This window comes from Streptomyces sp. NPDC058231, from assembly GCF_042882275.1.
GTDB lineage: Bacteria > Actinomycetota > Actinomycetes > Streptomycetales > Streptomycetaceae > Streptomyces.
This window is the reverse complement of record NZ_JBHVWN010000002.1, coordinates 93,134-119,021: the sequence shown is the minus strand read 5'-3', so window position 1 is coordinate 119,021 and position 25,888 is coordinate 93,134. Positions and strand designations below refer to the sequence as shown.

Genomic DNA, 25,888 nt, shown 5'->3' with positions numbered 1-25,888 from the left:
AATGAATCCCGCACCTATGGGCGACCAATTCTCCAGCCGGACCGGCGGCCCTGATTTCGGCTCCGCCGATTCGGGTCGGAGCGGTCGCTTCGGCCCGCTCGCCGGGAGTGAGGGGAAATCGGTGGGCATGGATATCCGTCGCAGGAACAACGTCACCGTCACCGGCCGTGCGGACGGGCCGGTGCTCCTGCTGGCGCACGGGTTCGGCTGTGACCAGAACATGTGGCGTCTGGTGGTCCCCATACTGGCCGAGGACTTCCGGCTGGTGCTCTTCGACTACGTGGGCTCCGGCCGCTCGGACCCTTCGGCCTGGAGTGAGCAGCGCTACAGCTCGTTGGAGGGCTACGCCCTGGATGTGCTGAACATCTGCGAGGAGCTGGACCTGCGGGAGGTAATTTTCGTGGGGCATTCGGTCAGTGCCATGGTCGGGGTTCTCGCAGCCGCCGAGGCGCCCGAGCGGTTCTCCCGGCTGGTGATGGTGGCTCCGTCGCCCTGCTACATCGACGAGGACGGGTACCGGGGCGGGTTCAGCGCGGACGATATCGGTGAGCTGCTGGAATCGCTGGAGTCCAACTATCTGGGCTGGTCGGCGGCGATGGCCCCGGTGATCATGGGTAATGCGGACCGGCCGGAACTCGGTCAGGAGCTGACCACTTCGTTCTGTGCGACCGACCCGGACATGGCTCGGGTCTTCGCCCGCACGACGTTCCTGTCCGACAGTCGCGAAGACCTCAAGACGGTCGCGGTGCCGACGCTGGTGCTGGAATGCGAACAGGACGTGATCGCCCCCCGCGAGGTCGGTGCCTTCGTCAACGACGCGATCCCGGGCAGCCGCCTGGTCACGCTGGAGGCGACGGGGCACTGCCCGCAACTGAGCGCACCGCAGGCCACCGCGGTGGCGATCACCGACTTCATAGAAGTGACCAGCTGATGTGCCGCGGCGATCAACATCCGGACCGGGAGCAGGAGATGGAGGCCACCGACGTGGCCTTCACCGCCCTGCTGGAGGACAGCGCGGAGGAGCTGTACGAGCAGGCGCCCTGCGGCTACCTGTCAACGCTGATGGACGGCACCATCGCGAAGATCAACACCACCCTTCTGGAGTGGCTGGGTCTGTCGCGGCGGCAGGTGGTCGGCCGGATGCGGTTCACCGATCTGCTCACGGTGGGCGGCAAGCTCTACCACGAGACGCACTTCGCCCCACTGTTGCAAATGAATGGCGAGGTCAGCGGCATTGCCCTGGAGATCAAAGACACGGACGGGCAACGGATGCCGGTGCTCGTCACCTCGAAGGTGAAGACCAGCGACGACGGCGGACCGATGCTCGTCCGCACCACGATCTTCGACGCCCGAGACCGCCGCGCCTACGAGACCGAGCTGTTGCGCGCACGCCAGGCGGCTGAAGAAGCGCGCCGGCAGGCCGAGGCCGACCGCGAACGACTCCAGGAAGCCCTCGCCGTCCTGCAACAGAGCCTGCTGCCTGCCGAGTTGCCCACGGTTCCCGGCCTGGAAGCCGGCTCCTACTACCACACTGCCTCTCCGGATCTTCTCGGCGGAGACTTCTACGACCTGTTCCCCCTCGGTGCGGACCGGTGGGCGTTCTTCCTCGGAGACGTGTGCGGCAAAGGCCCCCAGGCCGCCGCGGTCACCTCACTGACCCGCTACACGCTGCGGGCGGCCGCCCTGCACGACCCGGACCCCGTCACCGCGCTGACCACTCTGAACACCGTGCTGCACGAGCGGTACACCAGCGGCGCCACTCGGTACTGCACCGCCATATTCGGCGTCCTGTGCCCGGGCAGCGACCACGTCAGCGTGCACCTGGCCTCCGGCGGCCATCCCTCTGCACTGATCCAACGCGCCGACGGCACCGCGCATTACCTGCCCACCCCCGGCGGCATGCTCATCGGCGCCCTGCCCCGGGCACAGTTCACACCCGCCCGCACCCAGCTGTTCCCAGGCGACACCCTGCTGCTCTACACCGACGGCCTGACCGAGGCCCGCACCGGGGCGGGGCGTGAGCTCTACGGCGATGACGCCCTGCGCGCCTTCGTCGCCGAACAGCCCGCCACGGGGCCCCAGGCACTCATCACCGCTCTGACCGGGCTCCTCGCGGGCTTCGGCGACGGGCTTGACGACGACACAGCGCTGCTCGCCCTCGGCGTGCCCGCCCCGCTTTCCGCCCCGCGAGTGAAGATCTGACATGAGCCCGCTGACGATCACTGCCCGAGACGCAGCCACCGGTCCCGTGCTGGAGATCACCGGTGAACTCGACCATACGACGGCACCCGAACTCCGTCAGGCCGCGGACCGCCTCACCCTGGTTACCGGGCAACTACTGGTCCTGGATCTGGCAGGCATGGAATTCTGCGACTCCAGCGGCATCGCCGCCCTGCTGGCGGCACGCAACCTGGCTACGGAACAGAGCGCCGGCATAGCCCTGACCGCAGTCCCCGCCAACACCGTCCGGATCCTGCGCCTCGTCGGCCTGGACCGGGTCTTCACCCTCCACTCCGGCAGACCGACAGCCACCGACCTCAGTTCCGCAGTGCGCTGATCATCAGGGCCGCGCCACCAGGCACTGAATCGGGCCCGCAGAAGTTGAGCAATCCAAACGGCGCGTGGAGCCTCACTGATCCCGCGCTACCTGACCACCGCGTTCGCCGCCCCCGACTCCGACCCCCTACCACGACCTCTGGCCTCCCGGTCTGTGGCAGGCGTGTTGGGTGTGTTGACGGTGAGGTCTTCATGCTGAACTGGCGCTCGTTCAGATGGGGCGTCACTCTGTGGGCGCCGCAGGCCGGGCGTGCTGGGAGGCCGGGTTTCCGTGACCGGGTTTCGTGAAGCGGCATTCAGAAGAGGCGGCCGATCACTGTGTGAGGCCGGCGGTGCCTCGTCGTGCTCGGCCCGGCCGGGAAGGGGACGAGCGGTTCGTGCGCCGGCCGTCGGCTGACTCCGTTGTCGTTTCCTCACTCCGTCGAGCAGCCGGCTCCGCTGGGCCGGGGACGTCGCAAGGCTTGCTCCGGTGAGGGCGAGCGCGGCCGCCCCGTCGAGCACCGCTCGGTCGGCGCCGGGGCTTTTTCCGTACGCCGCGAACTCGGGGGTGTGCTGTTTCGCGCCGCCCGTGTCGTAGCCGATCGTGGGATGGATCGTGGGGATGAGCTGCGAGACGTTGCCCATGTCCGTCGACGCCATTGTCTCGCCGTGCCGTGACGTCGCAGCGCGGCCCAGTTCGCCGAGGGCCCTGACGTACGCCTCCGTCATGTCCGGGTCCTGGCGCAAATCGGCGAAGTCCCTTCCGTGTGCGTGTAGTTCGAGATCGGCGCCGGTGGCGAGCGCCCCGGCCTCGAAGCAGGCGCGCACCCGCTGCCACGATTCGGCGAGCTGCTCCCCGGTCAGCGCCCTGACCTCGCAGCGCGCGCTGGTCCGGGCCGGAATGACGTTCACGGCCTGACCGCCGTCGGTGACGATGCCGTGCACGACCACACCGGGCGGCAGCTGCTGGCGCAGCAGTCCTACGGCGGTGTGGGCGAGGGTCATCGCATCGAGGGCGTTGACCCCCTCCCAGGGGGCCAGCGCGGCGTGCGAGGGCTTGCCGCGGTAGGTGATGTCCCAGGCCCCGATGGCCAGCGAGGAGGCGCCGACACTGTCGTCGGGGGCCGCGTGCACCATCATCGCGGCGGCCACGTCGTCGAAGACTCCGGCGTCGAGGAGGAGCACCTTACCTCCGATGTCCTCCTCCGCGGGGGTGCCGATCAGCTTGACCGTCAGGCCGAGTTCGTCCGCGAGGGCGGCCAGTGCGAGCGCGCCGCCGACGGCCGCGGCGCCGTTGACGTTGTGCCCGCAGGCGTGGCCGATGCCGGGCAGGGCGTCGTACTCGGCGCAGAACCCGATGACGAGGTCGCCGGTGCCACGGGTGGCCACGAGGGCGGTGGGCAGGCCCGCGACGCCCCGGGTGACGGTGAAGCCGGCCGTCTCCAGGAGGCCGGCGATCCTCGCCGCTGAGCGGTGTTCCTGGAGAGCGGTCTCGGGTTCGTCGTGCAGGCCGTGGCTGAGGGCCACGAGCCGCTCGCTCCAGGAACGCACGGCTTCGGTCACGGTCCTGTGCACGTCCGGGGTGTCCGTCATGCGAGCTCTCCGCCCTGGGCCGGCTGAAGTACGTACGTCGTGTCCGCCCCTCGTGCGCTGGGATAGCGCAGCGCGAGGGCCATGCCGACGAGGGCCGCGCAGGCACACGCGCCCCAGCCCCACAGGTAGCCGGACTCGGCGATGCGCGTGGTGCCGCGCAGGGCGTGGGCCGCGAAGAACGCGCCGATCACGGCGGCGCCGATGGCTGCGCCGAGGGAGAGGGCCAGTTCGTTGATGCCGACAGCGAGGGCGGTCTCGTGCTCCTCGACGACCTCGGCCGACAGGGTCCGCGTGATCGACTCGAAGAGCCCCGTCGCGAGCCCCACGACGAGGGCACAGGCCACGTACTGGGCGAGGGTGTCGTGGAAGAGGGCCATCCCCAGGAAGCCCAGCGCGACGAGGCCGCCGCCCGAGGCGAGCGCGGCGCGGTCGCCGAGCCGCCGGGCGAGGTAGGGGGTGAGCGTGGAGCCGGCGAATCCGGCGGTCACCATGGCCAGCGAGATGGTGGCGATGGCCTGCGGTCCCAGGCCCATGCCGTAGCCGGCCGTGGACCGTGAGGCGCCGAGGAAGAGGGCGTTGGCGCCGAGGAAACCGATCGTGCCGAAGGCGGCGCAGAAGGTATAGCCACTGACCACCGCCAGGCGCGGATTGCTCAGCATCCGCACGCTGACCAGAGGATGCGCGGACCGCCGTTCCACCACGACCCAGGCCGCAAGGACGGCAAGGGCCGTGATGGCGAGAGCGACCGTGCGCGGTGTGGCCCAGCCCCACGTACTGCCCTGCGCGAGGACCAGGACGAGCGCCAGCAGGCCCGTGGTGAGCAGCGCCGCCGCGCCGTAGTGGAAGCGCCCGCCGCGCGGTGCGTCGCTGTCGGGCAGGACGAAGCCCGCGGCCAGGGCGAGAGCGGCGACCGGCACGGCCGTCCACAGTCCCGCCTCCGCGTGCCGCTCGCTGAGTGCGCCCGCCACGAGGCCGCCCACGCCGATCGCGATGAGCAGAACACCCACCAGGAGGGAGATTCCGGTGCGGTTCCGCTCCGGGGCACGGGAGCGGAGGATGCCCACCAGGAGCGGGAAGAACCCGACCAGGGCGCCCTGGAGCGTGACGCCGACGGCGAGAGTCAGAGCGGACGGCCGTACGGCGATCAGGAGCGAGCCGCCCGCCACCATCGCGAGGGCCACCCGCAGGAGCCTGCGGTGCCCGTACAGGTCGCCGAGCCGGGAGAGCAGCGGTGTCATCACCGCGAAGGCCAGCTGGGAAAGCAGGTAGATGTTGTTCTGCCCCACGGTGCCGATGCGCAGGTGCAGGCCGACCTCGGGCAGCAGCGGCGTCAGATAGCCCTGGACGATGCCGCTGAACAGGACGACGACCGCCATCGTCGCGAGCATTCCCGGGCCGGAGCTCAGCGCTCCGGGTCCGTTTCCTGTTTTCGATATGCGTGTGGGCACAGCTTCACCTCTGGATCATCTGGTGTCCGGAACCGAATGTGGTGGCTACTGTGCGGGTCGAGGTACGAACAGCTCCGAATATTCATGGATTCGTACGTACGGGGTGCTTGCGATGCGAGAAACGGTCACCACCAGCGAACTCGACCTCGCCCTGGTCAACGCCCTCCAGCTGCGGCCGCGGGCCTCATGGTCGGAACTGGCGCCGTTGCTAGGCGTGACCGCGGGCACGCTGGCGCGGCGCTGGGAGCGGCTGACCGGGGCGGGGCTCGCCTGGGTGTACGCGGCGCCCGGGCGGGAGTTCACAAGCAACCGCTGCACGGCGTTCGTGCTGCTGCGCTGCGTCCCCCAGGAGAGGTCCCGGCTGATGACGGAGCTGACCGCGCTCCCGGAAGCCGTGACGATCGAGCTGACCGGGCCCGGCAGCGCGGACCTGCTCCTCGACGTGCTGACCCCGGACCTGGCTTCGCTCGGCCGATTCCTCAACGAGAAGTTGGACCGCCTGCCCGGCATCGTTTCGGTGAGCTGCCTGTTCGCCACGTCGTTGTACGTCGAAGGCAGTCGCTGGCGGTTGCGTTCCCTCGATCCTGCCCAGTTGACCGCGCTCGGCCGCTCGGCGTCGGCGCGGGACCCGGTCCGTACGTTCGCACTCGATCCGGTCGACCGGGCCCTGCTCGACGAGCTGGTCCGCGACGGCCGGCTCGGTCTGGCGGAACTCGCCGAGCGTACGGCCACCAGCCCGGCCACCGTCCGCCGCCGCCTGCGCCGCCTCACGGACTCAGCGGTCCTGACCTTCCGTTGCGACATCGCCTCGGCACTCGCCGGGCATCCAGTCCCGGTCTCCCTGCTCGGCCGGGTGCCCGCGCGGGACATCGGCACCGTCCACCGCACCCTCGCGGCCCTGCCGGAGTGCCGCCTGGTCGCGGCCGTGACCGGTCCCGCGAACATCTTCGCCACGCTCTGGGTGCACGACCTCGGTGACATCCAACGGCGCGAGACCGCTCTGTGCGCCCGCCTGCCCACGCTCACGGTGACCGATCGCATCGTCGGCCTTCACACAGCCAAACGCATGGGCCATCTCCTCGACGAGGCGGGGCGCCGCATCGGCGTTGAGCCGATCTCGCCCTGGTAGCCGAGGAGCTCGACCGAATCCGCCACGTGATCGTCGGTCCACACGGCGAAGGCGAGGCCGCGTGCCACCCGCACGGATGGCACGCTGCTCCTGCTGGTGGCCGACCCTCCCGAGCCCCGGGGCCGGTCCCGTCGGATCAGGCCGCCGAGCTGCTCACCGTGGGGGCCCCGGCCTCAGCGGGGGAGCCGGTCCAGCAGTGCCGCGAAGTCGGTTCCCGGCGACAGGGTGCCGAACGCGACCCCGTGGTCCCCGGCCAGACGCGACGCGCAGAACGCGTCGGCGACCGCGGGCGGGGCGTGGCGGACCAGGAGCGAGCCCTGCAGCAGGAGCGCCGCGCGTTCGATCACGCGGCGGGCGCGCAGCGGAGCGTCCTCCGTCAGCACCAGCTCGCCCCGCAGATCCCGCCAGGCCGCGTCCAGCCGACGGTCGGCGCCGCCGGCGGCCTCGATCTCGATGCGGAACGCCTCCAGGGACTCGGGTTCGCGCGCCAGGGCCCGCAGCATGTCGAGCGCGTTGACGTTCCCCGAGCCCTCCCAGATGCCGTTGAGCGGAGCCTCCCGGTACAGCCGCGGCATGCCGGACGCCTCGTCGTAGCCGTTGCCGCCGAGGCATTCCAGAGCCTCGGCGACGGCGGCGGGCTGGCGCTTGCACACCCAGTACTTGGCCGCGGCGGTGGCGAGCCGGAGGAAGGCGCGCTCCTGAGCATCGCCGTGCCGGGCCCGGTCGGCTGCCCCGGCGAGGCGCAGGGCGAGCGTGGTGGCGGCCTCGGACTCGAGGCCCAGATCGGCGATGACGTTGCGCATCAACGGCTGGTCGATCAGCTTGGCGCCGAAGACCGCGCGGTGACGCACGTGGTGGGCGGCCTGCGCGAGGGCGGCACGGGTACCGGCCGCCGAGCCGAGCACGCAGTCGAGCCGGGTCATGGTCACCATGTCGATGATGGTGCGCACCCCCTTGCCCTCGGTACCGACCAGCCAGGCGACCGTGTCGTCGAACTCGGGCTCGCTGCTGGCGTTGGAGCGGTTGCCGAGCTTGTCCTTGAGGCGCTGGATACGGAAGGTGTTGCGGCTGCCGTCGGGCAGCACACGCGGTACGAGGAAGCAGGAGAGGCCGCCGGGCGCCTGGGCGAGCACGAGGAAGAGGTCGTTCATCGGTGCGCTGGTGAACCACTTGTGCCCGCGCAGCCGCCAGGTCCCGTCGGCCTGTTCGGCAGCGGTGGTGCTGTTGGCCCGTACATCGGTGCCGCCCTGCTTCTCCGTCATCCCCATGCCGGCGAGCAGGCCGCGCTTGCCGGCGGGGGTGCTGAGACCGGGATCGTAGACGCGGCTCGTGAGCAGGGGCTCGTACGTCTTGGCGAGGTCGGGGGCGTGCCGCAGCGCCGGGACGACGGCGTACGTCATCGAGACCGGGCAGCCGTGACCGGCCTCGGCGCTGCTCCACACCATGAAGCCCGCGGCACGTGCGACGTGGGCCCCGACGCGTTCGTCCGCCCAGGCGGCACCGGCCAGTCCCTCGCTGACCGCGACGTCCATCAGGGAGTGGTAGGCCGGGTGGAAGTCGACCTCGTCGACGCGGTGGCCGTAGCGGTCGTGGGTGCGGAGCACCGGCTCGTAGCGGTTGGCCTGGTCGGCCCAGCGCTGCACCTCCTCGCTGCCGGCCCGGCGCCCGAGCCGGTGCAGGTCCTCCAGGTACCAGCCCGCGCCCTCACGGTGTACGCCTTCGGTCAGCACCGGGTCGTCGGCGGCGTCGTGGCCGGTCAACGGCGGTACCTGATTGGTCACTTCGTGCGTCACCGCGGTGGGGTGGCTGAGCGGTGAAGGCGTCGAGGTCATGCGTCTCTCCCGGGGTGGGTTCGGATCGTGGGCTGTGGCCCGGCGTGGAACCGGACGGCACCTCCTCAGGGGCCGGCTGTCTGCGGCGGGGCACCCGCGCAGCGCAGGGCCATCGCCGTCAGCTCGGCGAGCAGGGTGTCGGTGTCGTCCTCGCGCGGGGTGCCCAGCGGGGCGACGAGGACTTCGCCGATCGCGCCGGTGAGCGCGGCCGCGGTGACCTCGCCGTTCTGCTCGGGCAGCAGGCCATCGGCCATGCCCTGGTGGACGACCTCGGCGAACAGCGACCGGTAGCGGCGGCGGAATTCGAGGCGTTCCGCGCCGACCGCCGGTTCGGCCGGGGCCGCCAGCAGGGCGTAGGCCAGGCCGCGGTTCTCCAGGGCGCGACGGGCGAAGACCTGGACCCCTGCGGCGAGTCTCACGACGGGCGAGCCGGGTCCCCGCAACACCTCGCCGAGGACCTCGACCTCACGTCCGGCGGCGCGCCGGAACACCTCCACAGCGAGCGCCGCCTTGGACGGGAAGTGCTGGTAGACCGACCCGGCCGCGATGCCCGCCGAGTCGGCCACGGCGGTCACGGACGCCTGTGACCAGCCCACTTCCGCGACGACCGACGTGGCGCAGGCGATGAGGCGCTCTCTGGCGGCTTCGAGCCGACGCATTTCGGCTGGGGTCTTGCGGTAGGCCATGAAAGAAGTGAACCATCATTCAGAGTTTCCTGCCACGGCCGGTCCGCACCGGCGCGGCTCGTCAGGCGAACGAGCGGACGAGCCGGGAGACGAGTGGGGTGAACTGCTGACCCTGCTGACCCTGCTGACCTCGGGGCTCGAGGAGGCCGGCGTCCAGGCGTCGCGCAGGGGCCGGCTGACGCTTCCGGGCCCGTACCCGTCCCGTAACCGCCGGTGCGGCGGGCTGATGGCATGATCACGGCGTGACCAGCGAACCGACCCGGCCGGACCCCGCGAAGTACGTCCTCTTCGACGTCGACGGTACGTTGATCGATGCGCTGTCCAACCAGCGCCGGGTCTGGGAGACATGGGCGACGCGGTACGGACTCGACCCCGACGCGGTGTACCGGGTGGCGCTGCGGACACGTCCCATGGAGACGTTCGCGGCGGTGGCCCCGGGGCGGGACCCACGGGAGTGTCTGGCCGCGTTGCACGAACTGGAGGACGAGGATGTCCGATCCGGTGTCTATGCCTCGTTCGACGGCGCGGCGGAGTTGCTGTCCGGACTGCCCGCGCAGTGCTGGGCGCTGGTGACCTCGAACTACGAGCACCGGGTGCGTGGTCGGTTCGCCCGGACAGGGCTGCCGGTTCCGGGCGTGGTCGTGGACGCCGCCGCCGTCGACGAGGGCAAGCCGTCACCGGTCCCGTACCTGCTGGCCGCGGAGCGTCTCGGTGCCGTGTCGGCGGACTGCCTGGTCATCGAGGACGCGCCGTCCGGCGTCGAGTCCGGGCTGCGGGCCGGGATGACGGTGTGGGGAGTCAACGCCCCGGTCGCGGTCGACGGTGTGCACCGCCACTTCGGGACCCTGCGCGAGGCGGTGCCCGACATCCTCGCCTTCGCGACGGGGGCGCAACGGGAGTCCGCGGGCTGAGCGACACTTCCCGGCGGCCTGCCGGGGCCGGCCATGCGCGATCTCGGTGTGGCCGGTGTGGCCGGTGTGATCGCGGCGGCGGAGCCGTCCCGACGGTTCGAAGATCGTTGACGGGGCAGCCCTCGGAGTCGGGGGATCGGAGTGCGCGGATCCGTTCGCACGGGGGATTGGGGCCGGGATGAGCACGGAACCGCGTTGCTGATCGCCTCACTTGCCTGGGGCACACTGCCCGGGCGTCACATCGACCGTGGTGCCGTCGGCCTTGCGCAGCATGACGTCCTGCTCGCCGTCGGGGGTGGTGCGGATGGACTGATGATTCGACAGAAAAGGTTGCAGGTGCAGGGGTTGACGGCTGTGTAAAGCCGCCACGGCATAGGCGCGCCCGGACCGGTCGGAAGGCGACGGAAGGCTGTCGTCCGCGACGGGACGGAGCCGCCGCCGGAGCCCCGTACGCGCTCCGCGGCGAGGGTGCCGGGCCGATCCGTGCAGTCTCCGCAGGCCCCGCCCGGACTCCGGAAAACCCGATGCCCCACCCGCACCGGGTTCACTACACTCGCCACGAACCGCGCGCCGTACCCACGTTCCGGCGCGCGCCGTGACAAGTGAGGGGAGACCGGTCGTGCGTTACCGCACCGCTGTCGTCGTCCCCCGGTCGCGGTACGAGGTGATCCTGGTGTCTCCGTCCGCCCGGTGCCTGCTGCGCGGCCGGCACCGGACGTCCGTGACGGACAACTGACCCCTCACTCCACGGAGTCGAGCCGCATGAGCGGCTGAGTTCCGATGCGGTGCGCCGTATCGGGGGGGCATCTGCCCGGCCCGATCGCAGGCCGGCCCGTCCGGAAATCGCGCCGACCCGATCCGGATCACTCCGAAAGGCCACGGCCGTGCGTACCGAACTGCACCGTCATCTCACCAGCCCGCTGACCCGCGTTCGTAATCTGGGCATCCTCGCCCATGTCGACGCGGGCAAGACCACCGTCACCGAACGGATCCTCTATCTGACCGGCACCGTCCACAAGCGCGGAGAGGTCCATGACGGGACGACCGTCACCGACTTCGACTCCCAGGAACGCGATCGCGGAATCACCATCTTCGCCGCCGCGGTGAGTTGCGCCTGGGACGGTCACCGGATCAATCTCATCGACACCCCGGGGCACGTCGACTTCGCCGACGAGGTGGAGCGCTCGCTGCGGGTGCTCGATGGCGCGATCGCGGTGTTCGACGCCGTCGCGGGGGTCGAGCCGCAGAGTGAGTCGGTGTGGCGGCAGGCCGATCGGTACGGGGTGCCGCGCATCGCCTTCGTCAACAAGCTGGACCGTGCCGGGGCCGACCTCGACACGGCGGTCGCCTCGATCCGGGAGCGGTTGCACACGGTCCCGCTCGTGGTCCAGCTGCCGATCGGAGAGGAGGACGGTTTCACCGGGGTGGTGGATCTGCTGCGCATGCGGGCACTGGTCTGGGCCGACGGCAGCGACACGTTCGAGGAGGTCCGGGTGCCGGAGGCCCTGCGGGAGGAAGCGCACCGGCGACGGCGGCTGCTGGAGGAGACGGTGGCGGAACTGCATCCTTCCGCTCTGGAGGAGTTCTGTGCGGAGTCGAAGGTCTCCGCACCGACTCTTGCCGCCGCGCTGCGCGACCTGACCCGTACCGGTGAGGGCGTGGTGGTCCTGTGCGGGTCGGCCTACCGCAACCGTGGCATCGAGCCTCTGCTGGACGCCGTCGTGGCGTATCTGCCGTCGCCGCTGGAGGTGCCCGCGGTACGCGGCACCCTCGACGGCGAGGTGCAGGAGCGGGCCGCCGACCCGGCGGCGCCCTTCGCCGCGCTGGTGTTCAAGGTGCATTCCACCGCCACGGGGCGGCTGACCTGTCTGCGGGTGTATTCGGGAACGATCCGGAAGGGAGAAACCGTGCTGGACGTCGGCGCACGGCGCACCGAGCGGGTCGGCCGCATTCTGCGGATGCAGGCCGGGCGTCACTCGGACGTGGACCTGGCGGTGGCCGGGGACATCGTCGCCGTGATCGGGGTGAAGGCCGCCCGCGCCGGGGCCACTCTGAGCGCACCCGCGGCACCTCTGGTTCTCGAACCGCCTTCCGTGGCCGTCCCGGTCGTCTCCGTGGCGGTCGAGGCCCGCAGAACCATCGACACCGACCGTTTGGTGTCGGCGCTGGTGCGGCTGGTCGAGGAGGACCCCTCGCTGTCGGTCAGGACCGATCCCGAGACCGGCCAGACGGTGCTGTCGGGAATGGGAGAGCTGCATCTGGAGGTCGCGGTGGAGAAGATCCGTCGCGCTCACGAGCTCGACATCGGCGTCGGCCGGCCGCAGGTGGCCTATCGGGAGACGGTCGCCCGCGGTGTGTCCGGGCTGGTGTACCGGCATGTCAAGCAGGACGGAGGCGCGGGCCAGTTCGCGCACGTCGTACTCGACGTGGAACCGCTGGAAGCCGCTGGTGACGACGGTCCGGGCAGTGCGGTGGACTTCGCCTTCCGGTCCGCCGTCATCGGTGGGCGGGTACCGCAGGAGTACGTCCGGGCGGTGGAAGCCGGCTGCCGGGACGCTCTGGCCGAAGGTCCGCTCGGCGGGCACCCGGTGACCGGGGTGCGGGTCACGCTGACCGACGGAGCCACCCATCCCAAGGACTCCTCGGAGATGGCGTTCCGGACGGCCGGGCGGCTCGCGCTCCGGGACGCGCTGCGCACCAGCGTGATGCTGCTGCTGGAACCGGTCGTGGAAGTCACGGTCACCGTGCCCGACGACGCGGTGGGCGGGGTGCTCGGGGACCTGGCGGCACGGCGCGGCCGGGTCTCGGGCTCGACCAGCCGGGCGAGCACCGCGGTGATCACCGCGACCGTGCCGCTGGCCGAGCTGTTCGGCTACGCGACCCGGCTGCGCAGCCGGACCCAGGGCCGGGGGACCTTCACCACCCGCGCCACCGGATACGCGCCGGCGCCGGGCATCGCCCCCCACGGGGCACCGCCCCGGTAGCGCCTGACTGCGGCCCCGCCCACGAGGGCGGGGCCGCACTCACGGCCGTGCGCCGCGTAACGGCCCTGCCGGAAGCGGCGACGGCGGGAGTGGAGCGGCGATCCCACCGGAAGCGGAGGCGGAGGGCGGAGGTCAGCAAAGAATTGCTGAAAGTTTCTGCAAAATCTTGCTGATGCGTGTGATCGGCTGCTTGACTCGCCTGCCGGCAACCGCAGTTGCCGGCAGGCCGGAGAGGAACCCCATGAGCACCGAGACCGATGTCCTCGTCCTGGGAGGCGCGGGCGTCGACACGATCGTCTACGTACCCGAGCTGCCGCTGCCGCTGGCCGACAGCTACATGATCCGGCCGGGGATCGAGGCGCGGGCGGGCCAGACCGGGGACTTCGTCGCGCTGGGGGTGAGCGCTCTCGGCCTGCGCACACATCACCTCGACATGATCGGCGACGATCACGCCGGCGACCTGGTCCGGGCACTGCACCGGGACCGGGGCATCGCGTTCACCGAGGTTCTCCAGCCGGGCGGCACCAAGCGGGCCGTGAATCTCGTCAGCCCCGACGGGCGACGGCTCTCCCTGTACGACGACAGCCGCTCGCGGGAGGCGGACCGGTTGCCCGAGGAGACGGTCCGGACCCTGGCAGCGGTGAGCCGCCACGCCCATGTCTCCATCACCTACCCGTGCGCCTTCGCTCTCCCGGTGCTGCGGGCGGCCGGAGTGACCATCTCGACCGACCTGCACAACTGGGACGGCGCCGATCCCTACCACGAGCCGTTCGCCCACGAGGCGGACCTCGTCTTCGTCTCCGCGACCGCCCTCGCCGACCCGGAGCGGACCATGCGCCGGATCACCGAGCGGGGCAGGGCCCGGGTGGTCGTCGCGACCGCCGGGGCCGAAGGCGCGTACCTGCTGGCCGATGACGAGCTGACCCATGTACCGGCTGTCACGCCGCCCGCGCCGGTGGTGGACTCCAACGGCGCAGGCGACGCCTTCGCGTCCGGCTTCCTCCTCGGCTGGCTGGCCGGCGAGCCGACCCGGCGATGCGGACTCTACGGTGCGGTGGCCGGAGCCCACGCCTGCACGGTGGCATCGACGCGAACCGATCCGATCAGCCGTGACGAACTGCTCGCCCGCGTGGCGGCGGCGGAGGAGTGACCGAGGCCCGGGAGCCCGCGGCCCCGGGCGCCGGGTGGGCTGTCCCACCGGAGCCGGGCAGCGGACGCCAGCACGGCCGCACGGGGCCACGCCGGGACACCGATGGCCTTGCGCGGGCGCGTACCTCGGGGATTGCGCCCATACTGAAATGGCTACGGCGCATACCGCCGAGCAGCCGGGCACCCCCACCTGTCGCCGACGCACCGGGGTGGATTTCATGGACTCCCCATCCTCCGCGGCACGCACCGAGTGGCCGACCGGGCGGGTGGCGACGTCCCGTGACCGCGCCATCGCCGCGGCTCTGCGACGCCTCAACCGCCGTTTCGACTTCAGCACCTGCACGGCCTATCTGCTGACCGACGACGCCCAGGCACTGGCGGCGGCGATGATGGTCGACACCAGCCTGAGCTTCACCGTCCCCTCGGGTATGGCCGCGGACGACGCCAACTTCTCGGCGGCGCAAGCGCATCAGTCGGGAAAACTGGTGCTGTTCCAGAATGCGGATCTGCGGGAGCTGACCCGCCGGGTTCCCGCCCTCTTCCTGACCAACCCGTACCCGATGATGGTCGCCTCGGCGCCGGTGCGGACCTCCCACCGCCGGTTCGGTGCCCTGAGCGTGCGCTGGGTCCCGCCGCGGCCGGTCGCCGACGAGGTGCTGGACCATCTCCGTACCGTCGCGGAGGAGCTCGCCGCCGAGCTGCAGGGACTCGCGCGGCAAGGGGTGTCGATGACGGCTCCGGAGCTCCCGCTGTTCATCTCCGCCGTGTCGCGCGGCGGTGCGCCGGCGGCGGAGCGGGCCGATCTCGATGCGCCGCCCGCTCCCAAGCCGACCAGCAGTACGTTCCTCTACCAACTGCAACGGCTCGCCGCCGAACTCACGGCCGCCGTGCACATCCAGGACGTGCTCGCCGCTGCCCATACGCAAGTCGTCCGGCCGTTCGGCGGCCGCGCGGTGATGCTGTGCCTCGCCGAGCAGGGGCGGCTGCATGTGGTCGGCGCGGCGGGGTTCTCCCGCCAGTCCGTGCACCGGGTGGAGGGCACGCTGCTGTCCCGGCCCACGCCGGAGACGGACACGATCCGCAAGATCGAGATCCGGTCGTTCGCCTCGGCGCAGGCGCTCCGGGAGGCCTATCCCGACGACGAGGCCGACCCGGAGGCCCAGGCCCGCGCCTACCTCCCCCTCGTCTCCCACGGCCGGGCCACCGGCTGCTGCGTCCTGGAGTTCCCGGAGCCCGCGAGTCCCTTCGTCCCCGAGGAGCTCGCGGTGCTGACGATCATGCTCGAACAGGTGGGTCTCTCCCTGGAACGGGCCCGCTCGTACGAGCTCGAGCACGCGCTGACCCAGACCCTGCAGCGCAGTCTGCTGCCCCGCAGCCTCCCGCATCTGACCGAGGCGGTGGCCACGGCCCGGTATCTCCCCGCGACCGAGCGTGCCGAGGTGGGCGGCGACTGGTACGACATCGTTCCGCTGCCCGGCGGCGGAATCGGCCTGGTGATCGGCGACGTGGAGGGCCACAGCCTGGAGGCGGTGGCGGTCATGGGACAACTCCGCAGCAGCGTCCGCGCGTACGCCACCGAGGGGCACGACCCGGCGACCGTGCTGGAACGGAGCAACCGGCTGCTCGCCGGGCTGGACACGGAGCTGTACGTGACCTGCTGCTGCGTCTGGCTCGATCTGTCGACCGGGACCGCCGCCATCGCCACCGCGGGGCACCCCAGCCCGCTCATCGTCGACGCGCAGGGCCGGAACGTCACCGGCCCCCTGCCGGCGGGACCTCCGCTGGGCGTCGAGACGCGGACCCGGTACGAGCAGAGCGAGGTGCTGGTGGAGACGGGTTCGGTGCTGGCACTCTTCACCGACGGCCTGCTGGACGGGCGCCTCCTCGGATCGGACGCGGCGATGGAGAAGCTCGGCCGGGTGCTCTCCGACCACTGCGGCGACAACCTGGAGGTCCTGGCCGACCGGCTCGTCGCGGACCGCCGGGCGTGGCATGTGCTCGCCGACGACGCGGCGCTGCTGCTGCTCAGGTACGAGGGGGCGGAAACCTGTGGCCACCGGAGGATGGCGAGCATGTCGGTGCAGCGCCACCATCTGCAGGGTGTCGCCAGGGTCCGGGAATTCCTGCGGGACCTGCTGAGCGAGTGGGACATGGCGCCGTTGCAGGAGACCATGGAACTGCTGACCTCCGAAGTGGTCACCAACGCGCTGATCCACGCCGACAGCGAGGTGGAGCTGCGCCTGCGGGAGTACCCCGACCGCATCCGTGTCGAGGTCCGCGACAGCGACCCGCATCCGCCCGTACCCACCGCGATCGTCGCGGACGAGGAGATCAATCAGGAAGCCGAGTCCGGACGCGGCCTGCTGATCGTCGACGCGCTCGCCGGGGACTGGGGGAGTTCACCGGCGGGGCGCGGCAAGACCACGTGGTTCGACGTCACCATCCCGGCCGCCTGAGAAGCGGCTGCCACGCACCCGAGAGGGTCCCGTGTGCGCGGTCGGCGGACGCGCCGTCAGGCGTACTCCGCACCCGCCTTCACGCGGCGCGACGGAGGCAGTGGAGCGCCGTCGGAGTGGGAACAGGTCCGGTGAGGCCGGCGGTCACTGGTCTCGTACAGGTTCGTCGGCCATACTGCCCGCCGTGGAGCAGCGCATAGATCCGAACACTCAGCCCGCGTACGCCGCAGGGACAGACCCGGCGTACATCCCTGGCCTCACGGCTCCCCGCCTCGCCGGGTCGCCCGACGTGGACCAGGAAAAGACAGCGGAGCCGGCGCCCGAGGACGCCGCCCCCGACGATGCCCTCGCGAAGGGCGTCCCCGACGAATCCGCCGCCGGGGAGGTGGGCGTGGACGTCTCCTCCGCCGAGGTGGAGGACGTGGCGGACGCGGAGGACGTGGCGGACGCGGAGAAGGAGGAATCCGGGGAGGACGGGGACGGTCCCGTGTTCGAGGTCCGCGACCGTCGCGGTTCGATCACCGCGAACCGCGACGGCATCCTGTTCCGGCTGGACGACCAGGAGGCCGATTTCCGCTGGGACGAAATCGGCGCGGTCGAGGTGAAGTCTCCCCGGTTCGGCCGCCGGTTCACGGTCACCGTCCATATGTCGACCCGTCGCTGGTTCAACGCGGAGGTCGAGGCACCGGCCAGGAGCAGCCTCAAGGAGTGGGCGGAAGAGCTCGACGCCGTTCTGGACGCCTACTTCGAGGAGTAGCGGCGAGAGCGGTCCAGGCCGCCGCAACGACGGCGGGGAGGGAGCCGGGGGCTGCGAAGGCCGCCGGTTCCCTCCCCGCACGGCCCTGCGCGGCGATCGGATGTCATCTGACGCGCAGCCGGCGGACAGCGTCCGGATCCTGCGGTGCGCACGCGACCGAGGCTCCGCCGGAGAGTGCCGCCCGCACATCCGCCCGGTGCCTTTCCAGCCGTCAGTTCCCCTTGCAAGCACGGGCCTTCGGCTTCCGGGACGGTTCCGTCCACGGGGAAGGGACAGCAGGGCCGGCAGCCGCAGGCTGTCCTCGGCCTGACCGGTGGCCTCAGAACGCTCTGCGTCCTCTACGCCTTCTTCGTCGTCGCCGGCACGCAGAGCCACGCGAGGCCTGCGGCGGTCAGGTAGGCGAGCGCGCCGATGGCCATGCTCGTGCGCAGCCCGCTGTCGTAGTCGGTGGCCGTGGCGAGCAGGCTGCCGCCGAGCGCGACGCCGGTGGCGCTGCCGATCTGGCGTGTGGTGTTGAACAGGGCGGAGGCGGCGCCCGAGTACGCCGAAGGAGCGGCACCCATCACGGTGGCGGTCGAGCCGGTGAGGGCGAAGGAGGTACCGAATCCCACGGCCATCATCGGGGCCACCAGCAGCGGGTAGGCGGGGTCGGCTCCCGCCGCGGCCCAGCCGACCAGCCCCAGGGCGGCCAGGAGCATGCCGGAGACCACCAGCGGGCGATCGCCGGTGCGACGGGCCAGCCGCCCGGACAGGACGGAGGCGAACATGGTCATCGCCACCGCCGGGAACAGTGCCAGCCCGGTACCGAGGGCGCTGAAGCCGCGTTGGTGCTGGAATTCCAGGCTGGCGGTGAACACCATCCCGTAGAAGCCGAAGTTGAACAGCAGTCCGATGACGGCTCCGCCGCTCATCGCACGGGAGCGCAACAGGCTCGGCGGCAGGACGGGGGAGCGGGCCAGCCGCTCGCGCACCGTGAACGCCGCGGCGGCCAGCACGGCCAGGCCCACCCCGGCGAGCACCGCCGGATCGGACCAGCCCCGCCGTCCGGCCTCGTTGAGCGCCGCGGTCAGCAGCGCCACCGTCGCCACGACCGCGCACTGCGCCGGCCAGTCCAGGGCCCGGGCGGTGCGCCGGGGCGAGCGTGACACATGCCGCAGCGTCAGCACCGTGCAGGCCACACCGACGGGCAGGTTGATGAGGAACACCCAGCGCCAACCCAGCGTGGAGACGAGCAGCCCGCCCAGCAGCGGGCCGGCGGAGGCGGCGATGCCCGCCATCGAACCCCACAGCCCGAAGGCCCGCGAGCGAGCGGCCGGCTGCGGGTAGGCCTGCTGGAGCAGGGCCAGGGAACCGGGCACGATCAGTGCCGCACCGAGCCCCTCCACCAGTCGGGCGCAGACCAGGAAAGGGGCGCTCGGTGCGAGTGCGCACGCGGCTGAGGACAGAGTGAACACCGCCACGCCCGAGCAGAAGACCCGGCGGTTGCCCAGTCGGTCACCCAGCGCGCCACCGGTCAGCAGGAACCCGGCGAAGACCAGGGTGTACCCATCGGTGATCCACTGGATGCCGGTGAGCGAGGCCGACAGTTCCCGGCCGATCACCGGCACGGCGACGTTGATGGCCGTCACGTCCAGGATCACCATGAAATACCCGGCACACACCGCCAGCAGGGGTGCCCAGGACCGTCGCTCGGACTCCGGGGCCGCTTCGGGAGAGGGCATGGACTCACCGCCGCCGGCCGACTCCGCGAACGCCACAGCCCCAACTCCGTCCGATCCGTGGAGACACGACATCAAAAGCCACAATAGGGGACGTATGCGGAACCGCAGGGTTCTCCGACGACTGCTCGGGGCCCAGAAGTGGCGTTTCGGCTGGAGGAGTTGCCGTTCGCACCCGGCGTGGACGTGGCGGGCGCAGCCGGAGCCGTCGGGCGATGGTCACGCGGCGCCACGCAGTACATCGAGCACGTACGGCCAGGCCGCCGCGCCCAGCGCGGCGTCGGCAGCGGGCGAACCGCCGTGCAGGAACAGGGTGGAGGCGGGCGCGGGGCCCTCGCCGGGAAAGCGCACGCGGTGCCCGGCGTCGGCGCGTGCGACCACCCGTACCGGCCGCCCGGCCGCACGGCGGCGCGCGGCGAGCTCCTCGGCGGCGCGCAGGGACGGCCACATCGCATCGTCCCCGCCCGCGACGACCAGCAGGTCGGCGGCGGACCGTTCCACCGGGATCGTGGCGGCGCCGACGCGGTCCGCGAAGGTCCGCCGACTGCGTTCGTACCAGTCGAGGACGGAGACCGGGGCGCCTTCCGGCTGGGCCGGAGTCCAGCGGTCGTCGTAGGGGACGAAGGGCAGCGGTTCGCCCCGCCAGGTCCACGAGGACCGGTACGGCCGTGTCTGCCCGTCCCGGCCGGGACCGACGTTCGCCCAGGTCAGCGAGGTGGGAGAGAGAGCCACCACGGCATCGGTCCCAGGGTGCAGCACCGACAGGTGCAGTGCGGCCTCAGCACCCTTGGAGACGCCCAGCACCCCGATGCGCCGCGCCCCGCGCGACCGGAGCAGTCCGGTCGCGGCGACGAACGTCTCCAGCGGGACCTCGCAGATCCCCGGTGGCTGCCCGGGGCCGCCGAACCAGCGGACCGACAGGGCGGTCAGCCCCTCGCGGGCCAGGATCCGGCACCGCTCGACCTCGATCCGTCCGCTGGAACCTGCGAGGACGAGGACGCCGGCCTCGCCGCCCCGCACAGGCGTGGCGAGGAACCCCTCGCACCCGTATCCACCGTCGTACGTGCCTTCGCCCGCACCGTCGTGCGGAACGGTGAGGGCATGCTCGACGATGTCCATCGGCCGGTCAGGCGTCTGCGAGGACCACCGAGCGGGTCAGGTGGCGGGGGCTGTCCGGGTCGATGCCGGCGGCTTCGGCGCGGGCGATCGCCAGCCGCTGTACGCGGACCAGTTCGGCCAGCGGGTCCAGTCCGCTCTCCACCCAGCGGGCGCCGGTCGACAGCACCTGTTCCTCGAGTCCGTCCGGTGCGGTGCCGAACATCCAGGTGGCGGTGCCCGTCGTGGCGATGCTGATCGGGCCGTGACGGTACTCCATCGCGGGGTACGACTCCGTCCAGGACAGCGACGCCTCCTTCATCTTCAGTGCGGCCTCGTTGGCGAGACCGACGGTCCAGCCGCGGCCGAGGAAGGAGAACTGGGTGCAGTCCACCAGGCCTTCGGGCAGCGGCTCGGCGAGCGCGGTCTCCGCGTCGCGGACCACGGCGTCGGTGTGCAGGCCGAGGTGGGCGCGGAGCAGCGTGAGCAGCGTGGTGGCGAACCGGGTCTGCACCACGGACTGCTCGTCGGCGAAGTCGAGGACGACGATGTCGTCGGCGGAGGTCATCACCGGAGTGGTCGGGTCGGCGGTGATCGCGACGGTACGGGTGACGCCGCGGAGCCGGTTCAGCAGCTCCAGCACCTCGGTCGTGGTGCCCGAGCGGGTCAGTGCGACGACGCGGTCGTAGCGCCGGCCGAAGGGGAACTCCGACGCGGCGAACGCGTCGGACTCGCCCTGCCCGGATCCCTCGCGGAGCGCCGCGTACGCCTGGGCCATGTAGAACGAGGTGCCGCAGCCGACGACGGCGATGCGCTCGCCCGTGGCGGGCAGGGCGGCCGACTGGCTCTGTGCGAGGTCTGCGGCGCGACGCCAGCACTCCGGCTGACTGGCTGTCTCAATCTCTACAAACGACACTTTTGCACTCCGTATGGGTGATGGGATGCTCGTTCACGCACGTTATACGTGAACTGCAAGCATTATCAAGCATCTTCCTTGCAGGGACTTGCATATGGCTTGACTGCCCGTAACCTTGTGCGACGCTTGCGCTTGTCCGGTGACCGTGCCCAAGGGGATGGGTGCTCGAATCCCGGACCCGTAAGGAGAGTTCTCTTGTCCAGGGATGCCCGGTGGAACGCGCTGCTGGAGCTGGTCGGGAAAAACGGCAGGGTGGAGGTCGAGGACGCCGCGACGACGCTGGATGTCTCGGCCGCGACCATCCGCCGCGACCTGGACCAGCTCGCCGAGCAGCAGTTGCTCACCCGTACCCGCGGCGGCGCCGTCGCGCACGGGGTCTCGTACGAACTGGCGCTGCGCTACAAGACGGGACGCCACGCCCCGGAGAAGCAGGCCATCGGCCGTGCCGTGTCCGAACTGGTGGCCGTGGGGGAGGTGGTGGGACTGACCGGCGGCACCACCATCACCGAGGTCGCCCGCTCGCTGGCGGTCCGCTCCGATCTCGTCGGTGACACCGGGCCCGGAGTCGGCGGGCAGCCGACGCTGACCGTGGTCACCAACGCCCTCAACATCGCCAACGAGCTGGTGATCCGGCCGCAGATCAAGATCGTGGTGACCGGTGGGGTGGCCCGGCCCCAGTCGTACGAGCTCACGGGGCCGCTGGCCAGCGGGGTGCTCGGTGAGATAACGCTGGATGTCGCCGTGCTGGGCGTCAACGCGATCGACACCGAGCGCGGGGCCTACGTCCATCACGAGGGCGAGGCCAGCATCAACCGGCTGCTCGCCCAGCAGGCGCAGCGGGTGGTCGTGGCCGCCGACTCCTCCAAGATCGGCAAGCGGGCCTTCGCCCGGGTCTGCGATCTCGGCCAGGTCGACTTCCTGGTCACCGACACCGGCATCACCCAGGACGCGAAGGCCCGTTTCACCGAGGCCGGAGTCACCGTCATCGCGGTGTGACGGAGACTCCGGCCCGCCCGGCGGTGGCGCCGTCCCGCAGGATCAGCTGCGGGGCGCGGTCCACCGCTGGTCGGCCTTGCCGGTGCAGTCGCGCAGTTCCACGCGGTGCCCGGTCTCGTGACCGCCCGGGGTATACAGGCACTGGCCGGTCGCGTCGTTCACGATCGAACCGTGGGCGCCGTACGTCCAGGTGGTCAGCGGTCCCGGGGTGCCTGCGCAGGTCGTGATCGTGACCGGTACCTTCCTGCCGTGCCCGGACTTCTCCGGGGCGGCGGTCAGGCAGAAGTTGTTCACCAGGCGCAGGGTCCGGTCGGCGCCGTGCACCCACCCCTGGTCGGTGCGCCGGTGGCAGGTCTCGACGACCGCGGGCCGGTTCTCGTCGGCGGCCAGATCGGTGTCCTCGGCCCATTCGAGCTGGGCGAAGTCCACGCCCTCCACGTCCAGGCAGTTGCCCGCCCGGTCGGTCACGGCGCCGCGTGCGGAGTTGCCGATGCCCAGGACCTGCTCGCCGCCGTCGGGCCCGATCGTGCTGGAGACGTTGGCGCAGTCACCGTTGTCCTCCGGCCGGGTGGCCGTGCCGGTGACCCGGGTGCCCGCCAGGGTCGTGGCCTCGGGAAGGCCGAAGGTCGCCGCGCTGTAGGGCTGCTGCACACAGGTGGAGCGGGTCATGCTCCACTCGTAGTACTCGACCCAGTCGACCATGCCGGCCGTCTTGACCCCGGTCGCCGGGGTGAGGATGCTGCCGAGCTTGAACGACTTGTGGGCGGTGGTGTCCTCGACGGTGGCGCCGAACCAGCCGTCGCCCTCGGCGGCCACGTTGAACGTGTAGGTGTGGCCGGCCTTCCACGGCACGTTCATCCGGCAGCTGTAGCCGGTGCCCTCGCCGCCGAAGTCCTGGCACCAGCTGCCCTCGGTGCCGGGCCTGGCCTGGTTCACGTCCCAGACGGAGAAGAGGAACAGCTGGTCCTCACCCCCGTTGTCCTGCATGCCTATGTAGCCGCCGTTCCCCTGGTTGAAGCCGAACTGGTGCGACCAGAAGGTGTGCGAGGTGAAGCCGGGCTCGGCGGTGACCGTGGTACTCCAGGTCACCGACGACAGGTCCGGCGTCCCGGCGGGGAACTCGTAGTGGGTGTATGTGCCGGGGGTGTCGCCCCAGCCGTCCTCGTTGGCCTGCGCCGTGGCGGCCGTGGACATTCCGATTCCGGCCGCAAGTGCCAGCGCCGCGACGGCACTTCCGGCGATGCGGCCGAGCCGGCCGAGGCCGGACACAGTCATGCGAGAGGTCATACGGGCATACCCGTCTCTGCTTGTGAATGTTGGGAAGAGTGCCCGTCAGTGCAAGATCGAGCACGGTGGAGCATCCTGGTCCCGTGGCGAACCCGGTGGCAAGAGGCTCAGGCCACTCATTGGACGCTTCCGTGCTTCCGGCACACCCAGCCGTAGTCCCCAATGGGCTTAAAACGGACGTTCATTGGACTTTCTCAATGTCTATAGATGTTCGTTACCTCTGTGAAATGAACATCTCTTGCCATTCATGCGCACTGTCGTGAACTATGTGGCTGTCGCCGCAACGGAGCGGCGGCCGTACCGTGGACGGTGCGTGCCGCCCCTCCATCGCTGCGGGACTCCCTTTGCTCCATCAGCCCTGGAGGTGCCTGTGACGATGGCAGATGCGCCGGTCTCATCGGTGCGGTCGCCGGTGCCGCAGCCCCGCGATCCGGATGACACGGACTCACCCGGCGGGAAGAAGCGCGCCAAAGGCCGAATACGGCAGCCGCTGCGGCACCGCCTGAAGCGCGACAAAGCGCTCCTGCTGTTCTGCCTGCCGGGCGTCCTGTACTTCGCGCTCTTCTTCTACTTGCCGCTCGCGGGCAACGTCATCGCTTTCCAGGACTACCAGCCGTTCCTGGGCTTCAAGCAGAGCCCGTTCGTCGGCCTCGCGAATTTCACCGCGCTGCTCTCCGAGCCGGAGTTCTGGTCCGCGGTCTCCAACACGCTGCAGATCACCGCGATCCAGCTGCTCCTCTACTTCCCGGCCCCGATCGCGCTGGCGCTGCTGCTCAACTCGCTGATCAGCGAGAAGATCAAGCGGTTCATCCAGACGATCGTCTACCTCCCGCACTTCCTGTCGTGGGTGGTCGTGGTCGCGATGTTCAAGCAGGTGCTCGGTGGCGCGGGTTCGGTCACCACGCTCCTGATGGAGCATGGGGTCAGCATCGGCAACGTGATGACGGACCCCGGAACCTTCAAGCTGCTGATCACCGCCCAGGCCATCTGGAAGGACTGCGGCTGGGGGACGATCATCTTCCTGGCGTCGATCGCCTCGATCGACATGGGCCAGTACGAGTCGGCCGCCATGGACGGGGCCGGCTGGTTCCGCAGGATCTGGCACATCACCCTGCCGGGCATCCGGCCGGTGATCCTCATGCTGCTGATCCTGCGGCTCGGCGACATCCTCTCGGTCGGCTTCGAGCAGATCATCCTGCAGCGCGACGCCGTCGGCCCGGACGCCTCCGAAGTCATGGACACCTACGTCTACTTCCACGGCGTCGTCGACGGCGACTGGGGCATGAGCACCGCCGCCGGTCTGATGAAGGGCGTCATCGGATTCGCCCTCATCCTCGCCGCCAACAAGCTCGCACACCGCTTCGGCGAGCAGGGAGTCTACCGATGAGTCAACAGTCCGCCGCGACCCGGCTGCGCACGGCACGGTTCGGCCCGCGGGGCGGTGCACGCCCCCGCTCCTCTCACGGCAGGCCGCCGTGGATGGAGCGCCCCCACTGGTACGGACAGGGTGCGAAGGCGGCGGCCCTGGTCGTCCTCACCGTGATCGTGCTCTACCCGTTCGTCCTTGCCATCGGTACCAGCCTGGCCGGCCGCGAGGAGCTGAACGCCAACGGCGGTTACGTACTGCTGCCGCACCACCCGACGCTCGAGGCGTACCGCGTCATCCTCTCCGGCGGGATCGTCACGCAGGCCGCGCTGGTCTCCATCTTCATCACGCTGATCGGTACCGCGCTCAGCCTGGCGTGCACGGTGATGATCGCGTACGGCACCTCGCGTCCCGGCACGGTTCTCGGCAAACCGATCCTGCTGCTGGTGCTGGGCACGTTCCTCTTCGCCCCCGGCATCATCCCGACGTACCTGGCCGTTCAGCAGTTCAAGATGCTGGACACGTACGCCTCGCTGATCCTTCCGGTGCTGCTCAACGCGTTCAACATCGTGGTCGTCCGCTCCTTCTTCCAGAGCATTCCCGAGGAGCTGTACGACGCGGCGCGGATCGACGGTGCCGGTGAGGTCACGGTCCTCTTCCGGATCGTCCTCCCGCTGTCCAAGGCGGTCCTCGCGGTGGTCGGCCTGTTCTACGCCGTCGGGTACTGGAACAGCTTCTTCAACGCGGTGCTCTACCTCAACGACTCCAGCAAGTTCCCCATCCAGGTGATCCTGCGCAGTTACGTACTGAACGGGCAGAGCATCAACGCCTCGGCCATGGGCGTCCACGCGGTGCCGCCCGCGACCTCGCTGCAGATGGCCGTGCTGATCATCGCCATCGTGCCCATCTTCTGTGCCTACCCCTTCCTGCAGAAGTTCTTCGTCAAGGGCGTCCTCACCGGGGCGGTCAAGGGCTGATCAGCCCACCCCGACATCGCCGCCACGTCCGTCACACACACTTCAAGGAGCCC

Annotated in this window: 21 protein-coding genes; 13 read left to right on the top strand and 8 right to left on the bottom strand. The window is 70.7% G+C overall.

Annotation, left to right across the window (positions count from 1 at the left end):
• The first annotated feature begins 127 nt into the window (after positions 1-127).
• Genes ACFVXE_RS02035 through ACFVXE_RS02025 form a run of 3 tightly spaced genes read left to right on the top strand, consistent with a single transcriptional unit; the run spans position 128 to position 2,557 of the window.
• Positions 128-931 (top strand): alpha/beta fold hydrolase, encoded by an 804-nt coding sequence (locus ACFVXE_RS02035; RefSeq protein ID WP_389668251.1) that lies wholly within the window; start codon positions 128-130, stop codon positions 929-931.
• The gene (locus tag ACFVXE_RS02030) at positions 931-2,202 is read left to right on the top strand and encodes a PP2C family protein-serine/threonine phosphatase (protein WP_389668249.1); all 1,272 of its coding nucleotides are present in this window, start codon (positions 931-933) and stop codon (positions 2,200-2,202) included. The genes ACFVXE_RS02035 and ACFVXE_RS02030 overlap by 1 nt, the downstream gene beginning before the upstream one ends.
• A gap of 1 nt (position 2,203) precedes the next feature.
• Positions 2,204-2,557 (top strand): STAS domain-containing protein, encoded by a 354-nt coding sequence (locus ACFVXE_RS02025; RefSeq protein ID WP_389668247.1) that lies wholly within the window; start codon positions 2,204-2,206, stop codon positions 2,555-2,557.
• An 86-nt stretch (positions 2,558-2,643) separates the two neighbouring features.
• Here the strand turns inward: ACFVXE_RS02025 and ACFVXE_RS02020 are convergent, their stop codons facing one another.
• Both ACFVXE_RS02020 and ACFVXE_RS02015 read right to left on the bottom strand, forming a co-directional pair.
• Positions 2,644-4,128 (bottom strand): amidohydrolase, encoded by a 1,485-nt coding sequence (locus ACFVXE_RS02020; RefSeq protein ID WP_389668245.1) that lies wholly within the window; start codon positions 4,126-4,128, stop codon positions 2,644-2,646.
• Positions 4,125-5,504: an MFS transporter gene (locus tag ACFVXE_RS02015; protein WP_389668243.1), complete on the bottom strand. Its 1,380-nt coding sequence runs from the start codon at positions 5,502-5,504 to the stop codon at positions 4,125-4,127. The genes ACFVXE_RS02020 and ACFVXE_RS02015 overlap by 4 nt, the downstream gene beginning before the upstream one ends.
• Before the next feature lie 184 nt (positions 5,505-5,688).
• Here ACFVXE_RS02015 and ACFVXE_RS02010 point away from each other — a divergent pair, with 184 nt between their 5' ends.
• Complete coding sequence (locus ACFVXE_RS02010; protein ID WP_389668241.1) at positions 5,689-6,705, top strand: Lrp/AsnC family transcriptional regulator; 1,017 nt, start codon at positions 5,689-5,691, stop codon at positions 6,703-6,705.
• Between the two features lie 173 nt (positions 6,706-6,878).
• On the opposite strand, the gene ACFVXE_RS02005 is transcribed toward ACFVXE_RS02010, so the two are convergent.
• Positions 6,879-8,537: an acyl-CoA dehydrogenase family protein gene (locus ACFVXE_RS02005; protein ID WP_389668239.1), complete on the bottom strand. Its 1,659-nt coding sequence runs from the start codon at positions 8,535-8,537 to the stop codon at positions 6,879-6,881.
• 65 nt (positions 8,538-8,602) lie between these two features.
• Positions 8,603-9,223 (bottom strand): TetR/AcrR family transcriptional regulator, encoded by a 621-nt coding sequence (locus ACFVXE_RS02000; RefSeq protein ID WP_389668237.1) that lies wholly within the window; start codon positions 9,221-9,223, stop codon positions 8,603-8,605.
• A 7-nt stretch (positions 9,224-9,230) separates the two neighbouring features.
• Between ACFVXE_RS02000 and ACFVXE_RS01995 the strand changes: the two genes are divergently transcribed.
• The 6 genes from ACFVXE_RS01995 to ACFVXE_RS01970 all read left to right on the top strand — a co-directional run bounded on the left by ACFVXE_RS01995 (position 9,231) and on the right by ACFVXE_RS01970 (position 17,480).
• Positions 9,231-9,458 carry a hypothetical protein gene (locus tag ACFVXE_RS01995; protein WP_389668235.1) on the top strand — a complete coding sequence of 76 codons (228 nt, stop codon included), beginning with the start codon at positions 9,231-9,233 and terminating at the stop codon, positions 9,456-9,458.
• A gap of 7 nt (positions 9,459-9,465) precedes the next feature.
• Positions 9,466-10,134, top strand: a complete 669-nt coding sequence (locus tag ACFVXE_RS01990; protein ID WP_389668233.1) for an HAD family hydrolase — start codon at positions 9,466-9,468, stop codon at positions 10,132-10,134.
• 884 nt (positions 10,135-11,018) lie between these two features.
• Positions 11,019-13,118 (top strand): elongation factor G, encoded by a 2,100-nt coding sequence (fusA, locus tag ACFVXE_RS01985; protein ID WP_389668231.1) that lies wholly within the window; start codon positions 11,019-11,021, stop codon positions 13,116-13,118.
• Positions 13,119-13,359: 241 nt separating this feature from the next.
• Positions 13,360-14,268, top strand: coding sequence for an adenosine kinase (locus tag ACFVXE_RS01980; protein ID WP_389668229.1), 909 nt, complete (start codon positions 13,360-13,362; stop codon positions 14,266-14,268).
• A gap of 217 nt (positions 14,269-14,485) precedes the next feature.
• On the top strand, positions 14,486-16,723 hold the full coding sequence (locus ACFVXE_RS01975; protein ID WP_389668227.1) for a SpoIIE family protein phosphatase: 2,238 nt from the start codon (positions 14,486-14,488) through the stop codon (positions 16,721-16,723).
• Positions 16,724-16,907: 184 nt separating this feature from the next.
• A complete protein-coding gene (locus ACFVXE_RS01970) occupies positions 16,908-17,480 on the top strand; it encodes a hypothetical protein (protein WP_389668225.1) in 573 nt (190 codons plus the stop codon).
• A 338-nt stretch (positions 17,481-17,818) separates the two neighbouring features.
• Here ACFVXE_RS01970 and ACFVXE_RS01965 read toward each other — a convergent pair whose 3' ends face one another.
• From ACFVXE_RS01965 to ACFVXE_RS01955, 3 genes are all read right to left on the bottom strand, one after another.
• The gene (locus ACFVXE_RS01965) at positions 17,819-19,201 is read right to left on the bottom strand and encodes an MFS transporter (protein ID WP_389668223.1); all 1,383 of its coding nucleotides are present in this window, start codon (positions 19,199-19,201) and stop codon (positions 17,819-17,821) included.
• 216 nt (positions 19,202-19,417) lie between these two features.
• Entirely contained in the window at positions 19,418-20,317 is a 900-nt protein-coding gene (locus ACFVXE_RS01960; RefSeq protein WP_389668221.1) for an acyl-CoA thioester hydrolase/BAAT C-terminal domain-containing protein, read from the bottom strand.
• Positions 20,318-20,324: 7 nt separating this feature from the next.
• Complete coding sequence (locus ACFVXE_RS01955; RefSeq protein WP_389668219.1) at positions 20,325-21,209, bottom strand: SIS domain-containing protein; 885 nt, start codon at positions 21,207-21,209, stop codon at positions 20,325-20,327.
• A 195-nt stretch (positions 21,210-21,404) separates the two neighbouring features.
• Between ACFVXE_RS01955 and ACFVXE_RS01950 the strand changes: the two genes are divergently transcribed.
• Entirely contained in the window at positions 21,405-22,205 is an 801-nt protein-coding gene (locus ACFVXE_RS01950) for a DeoR/GlpR family DNA-binding transcription regulator (RefSeq protein ID WP_389668218.1), read from the top strand.
• A gap of 42 nt (positions 22,206-22,247) precedes the next feature.
• Here ACFVXE_RS01950 and ACFVXE_RS01945 read toward each other — a convergent pair whose 3' ends face one another.
• Positions 22,248-23,480 carry a DUF3472 domain-containing protein gene (locus ACFVXE_RS01945; protein ID WP_389668216.1) on the bottom strand — a complete coding sequence of 411 codons (1,233 nt, stop codon included), beginning with the start codon at positions 23,478-23,480 and terminating at the stop codon, positions 22,248-22,250.
• 388 nt (positions 23,481-23,868) lie between these two features.
• On the opposite strand from ACFVXE_RS01945, the gene ACFVXE_RS01940 reads away from it, so the two are divergent.
• Both ACFVXE_RS01940 and ACFVXE_RS01935 read left to right on the top strand, forming a co-directional pair.
• The gene (locus tag ACFVXE_RS01940; protein ID WP_389668215.1) at positions 23,869-24,879 is read left to right on the top strand and encodes an ABC transporter permease; all 1,011 of its coding nucleotides are present in this window, start codon (positions 23,869-23,871) and stop codon (positions 24,877-24,879) included.
• Complete coding sequence (locus tag ACFVXE_RS01935) at positions 24,876-25,835, top strand: carbohydrate ABC transporter permease (protein WP_389668213.1); 960 nt, start codon at positions 24,876-24,878, stop codon at positions 25,833-25,835. Before ACFVXE_RS01940 ends, ACFVXE_RS01935 begins: the two co-directional genes overlap by 4 nt.
• The last annotated feature ends 53 nt before the right edge of the window (positions 25,836-25,888 follow it).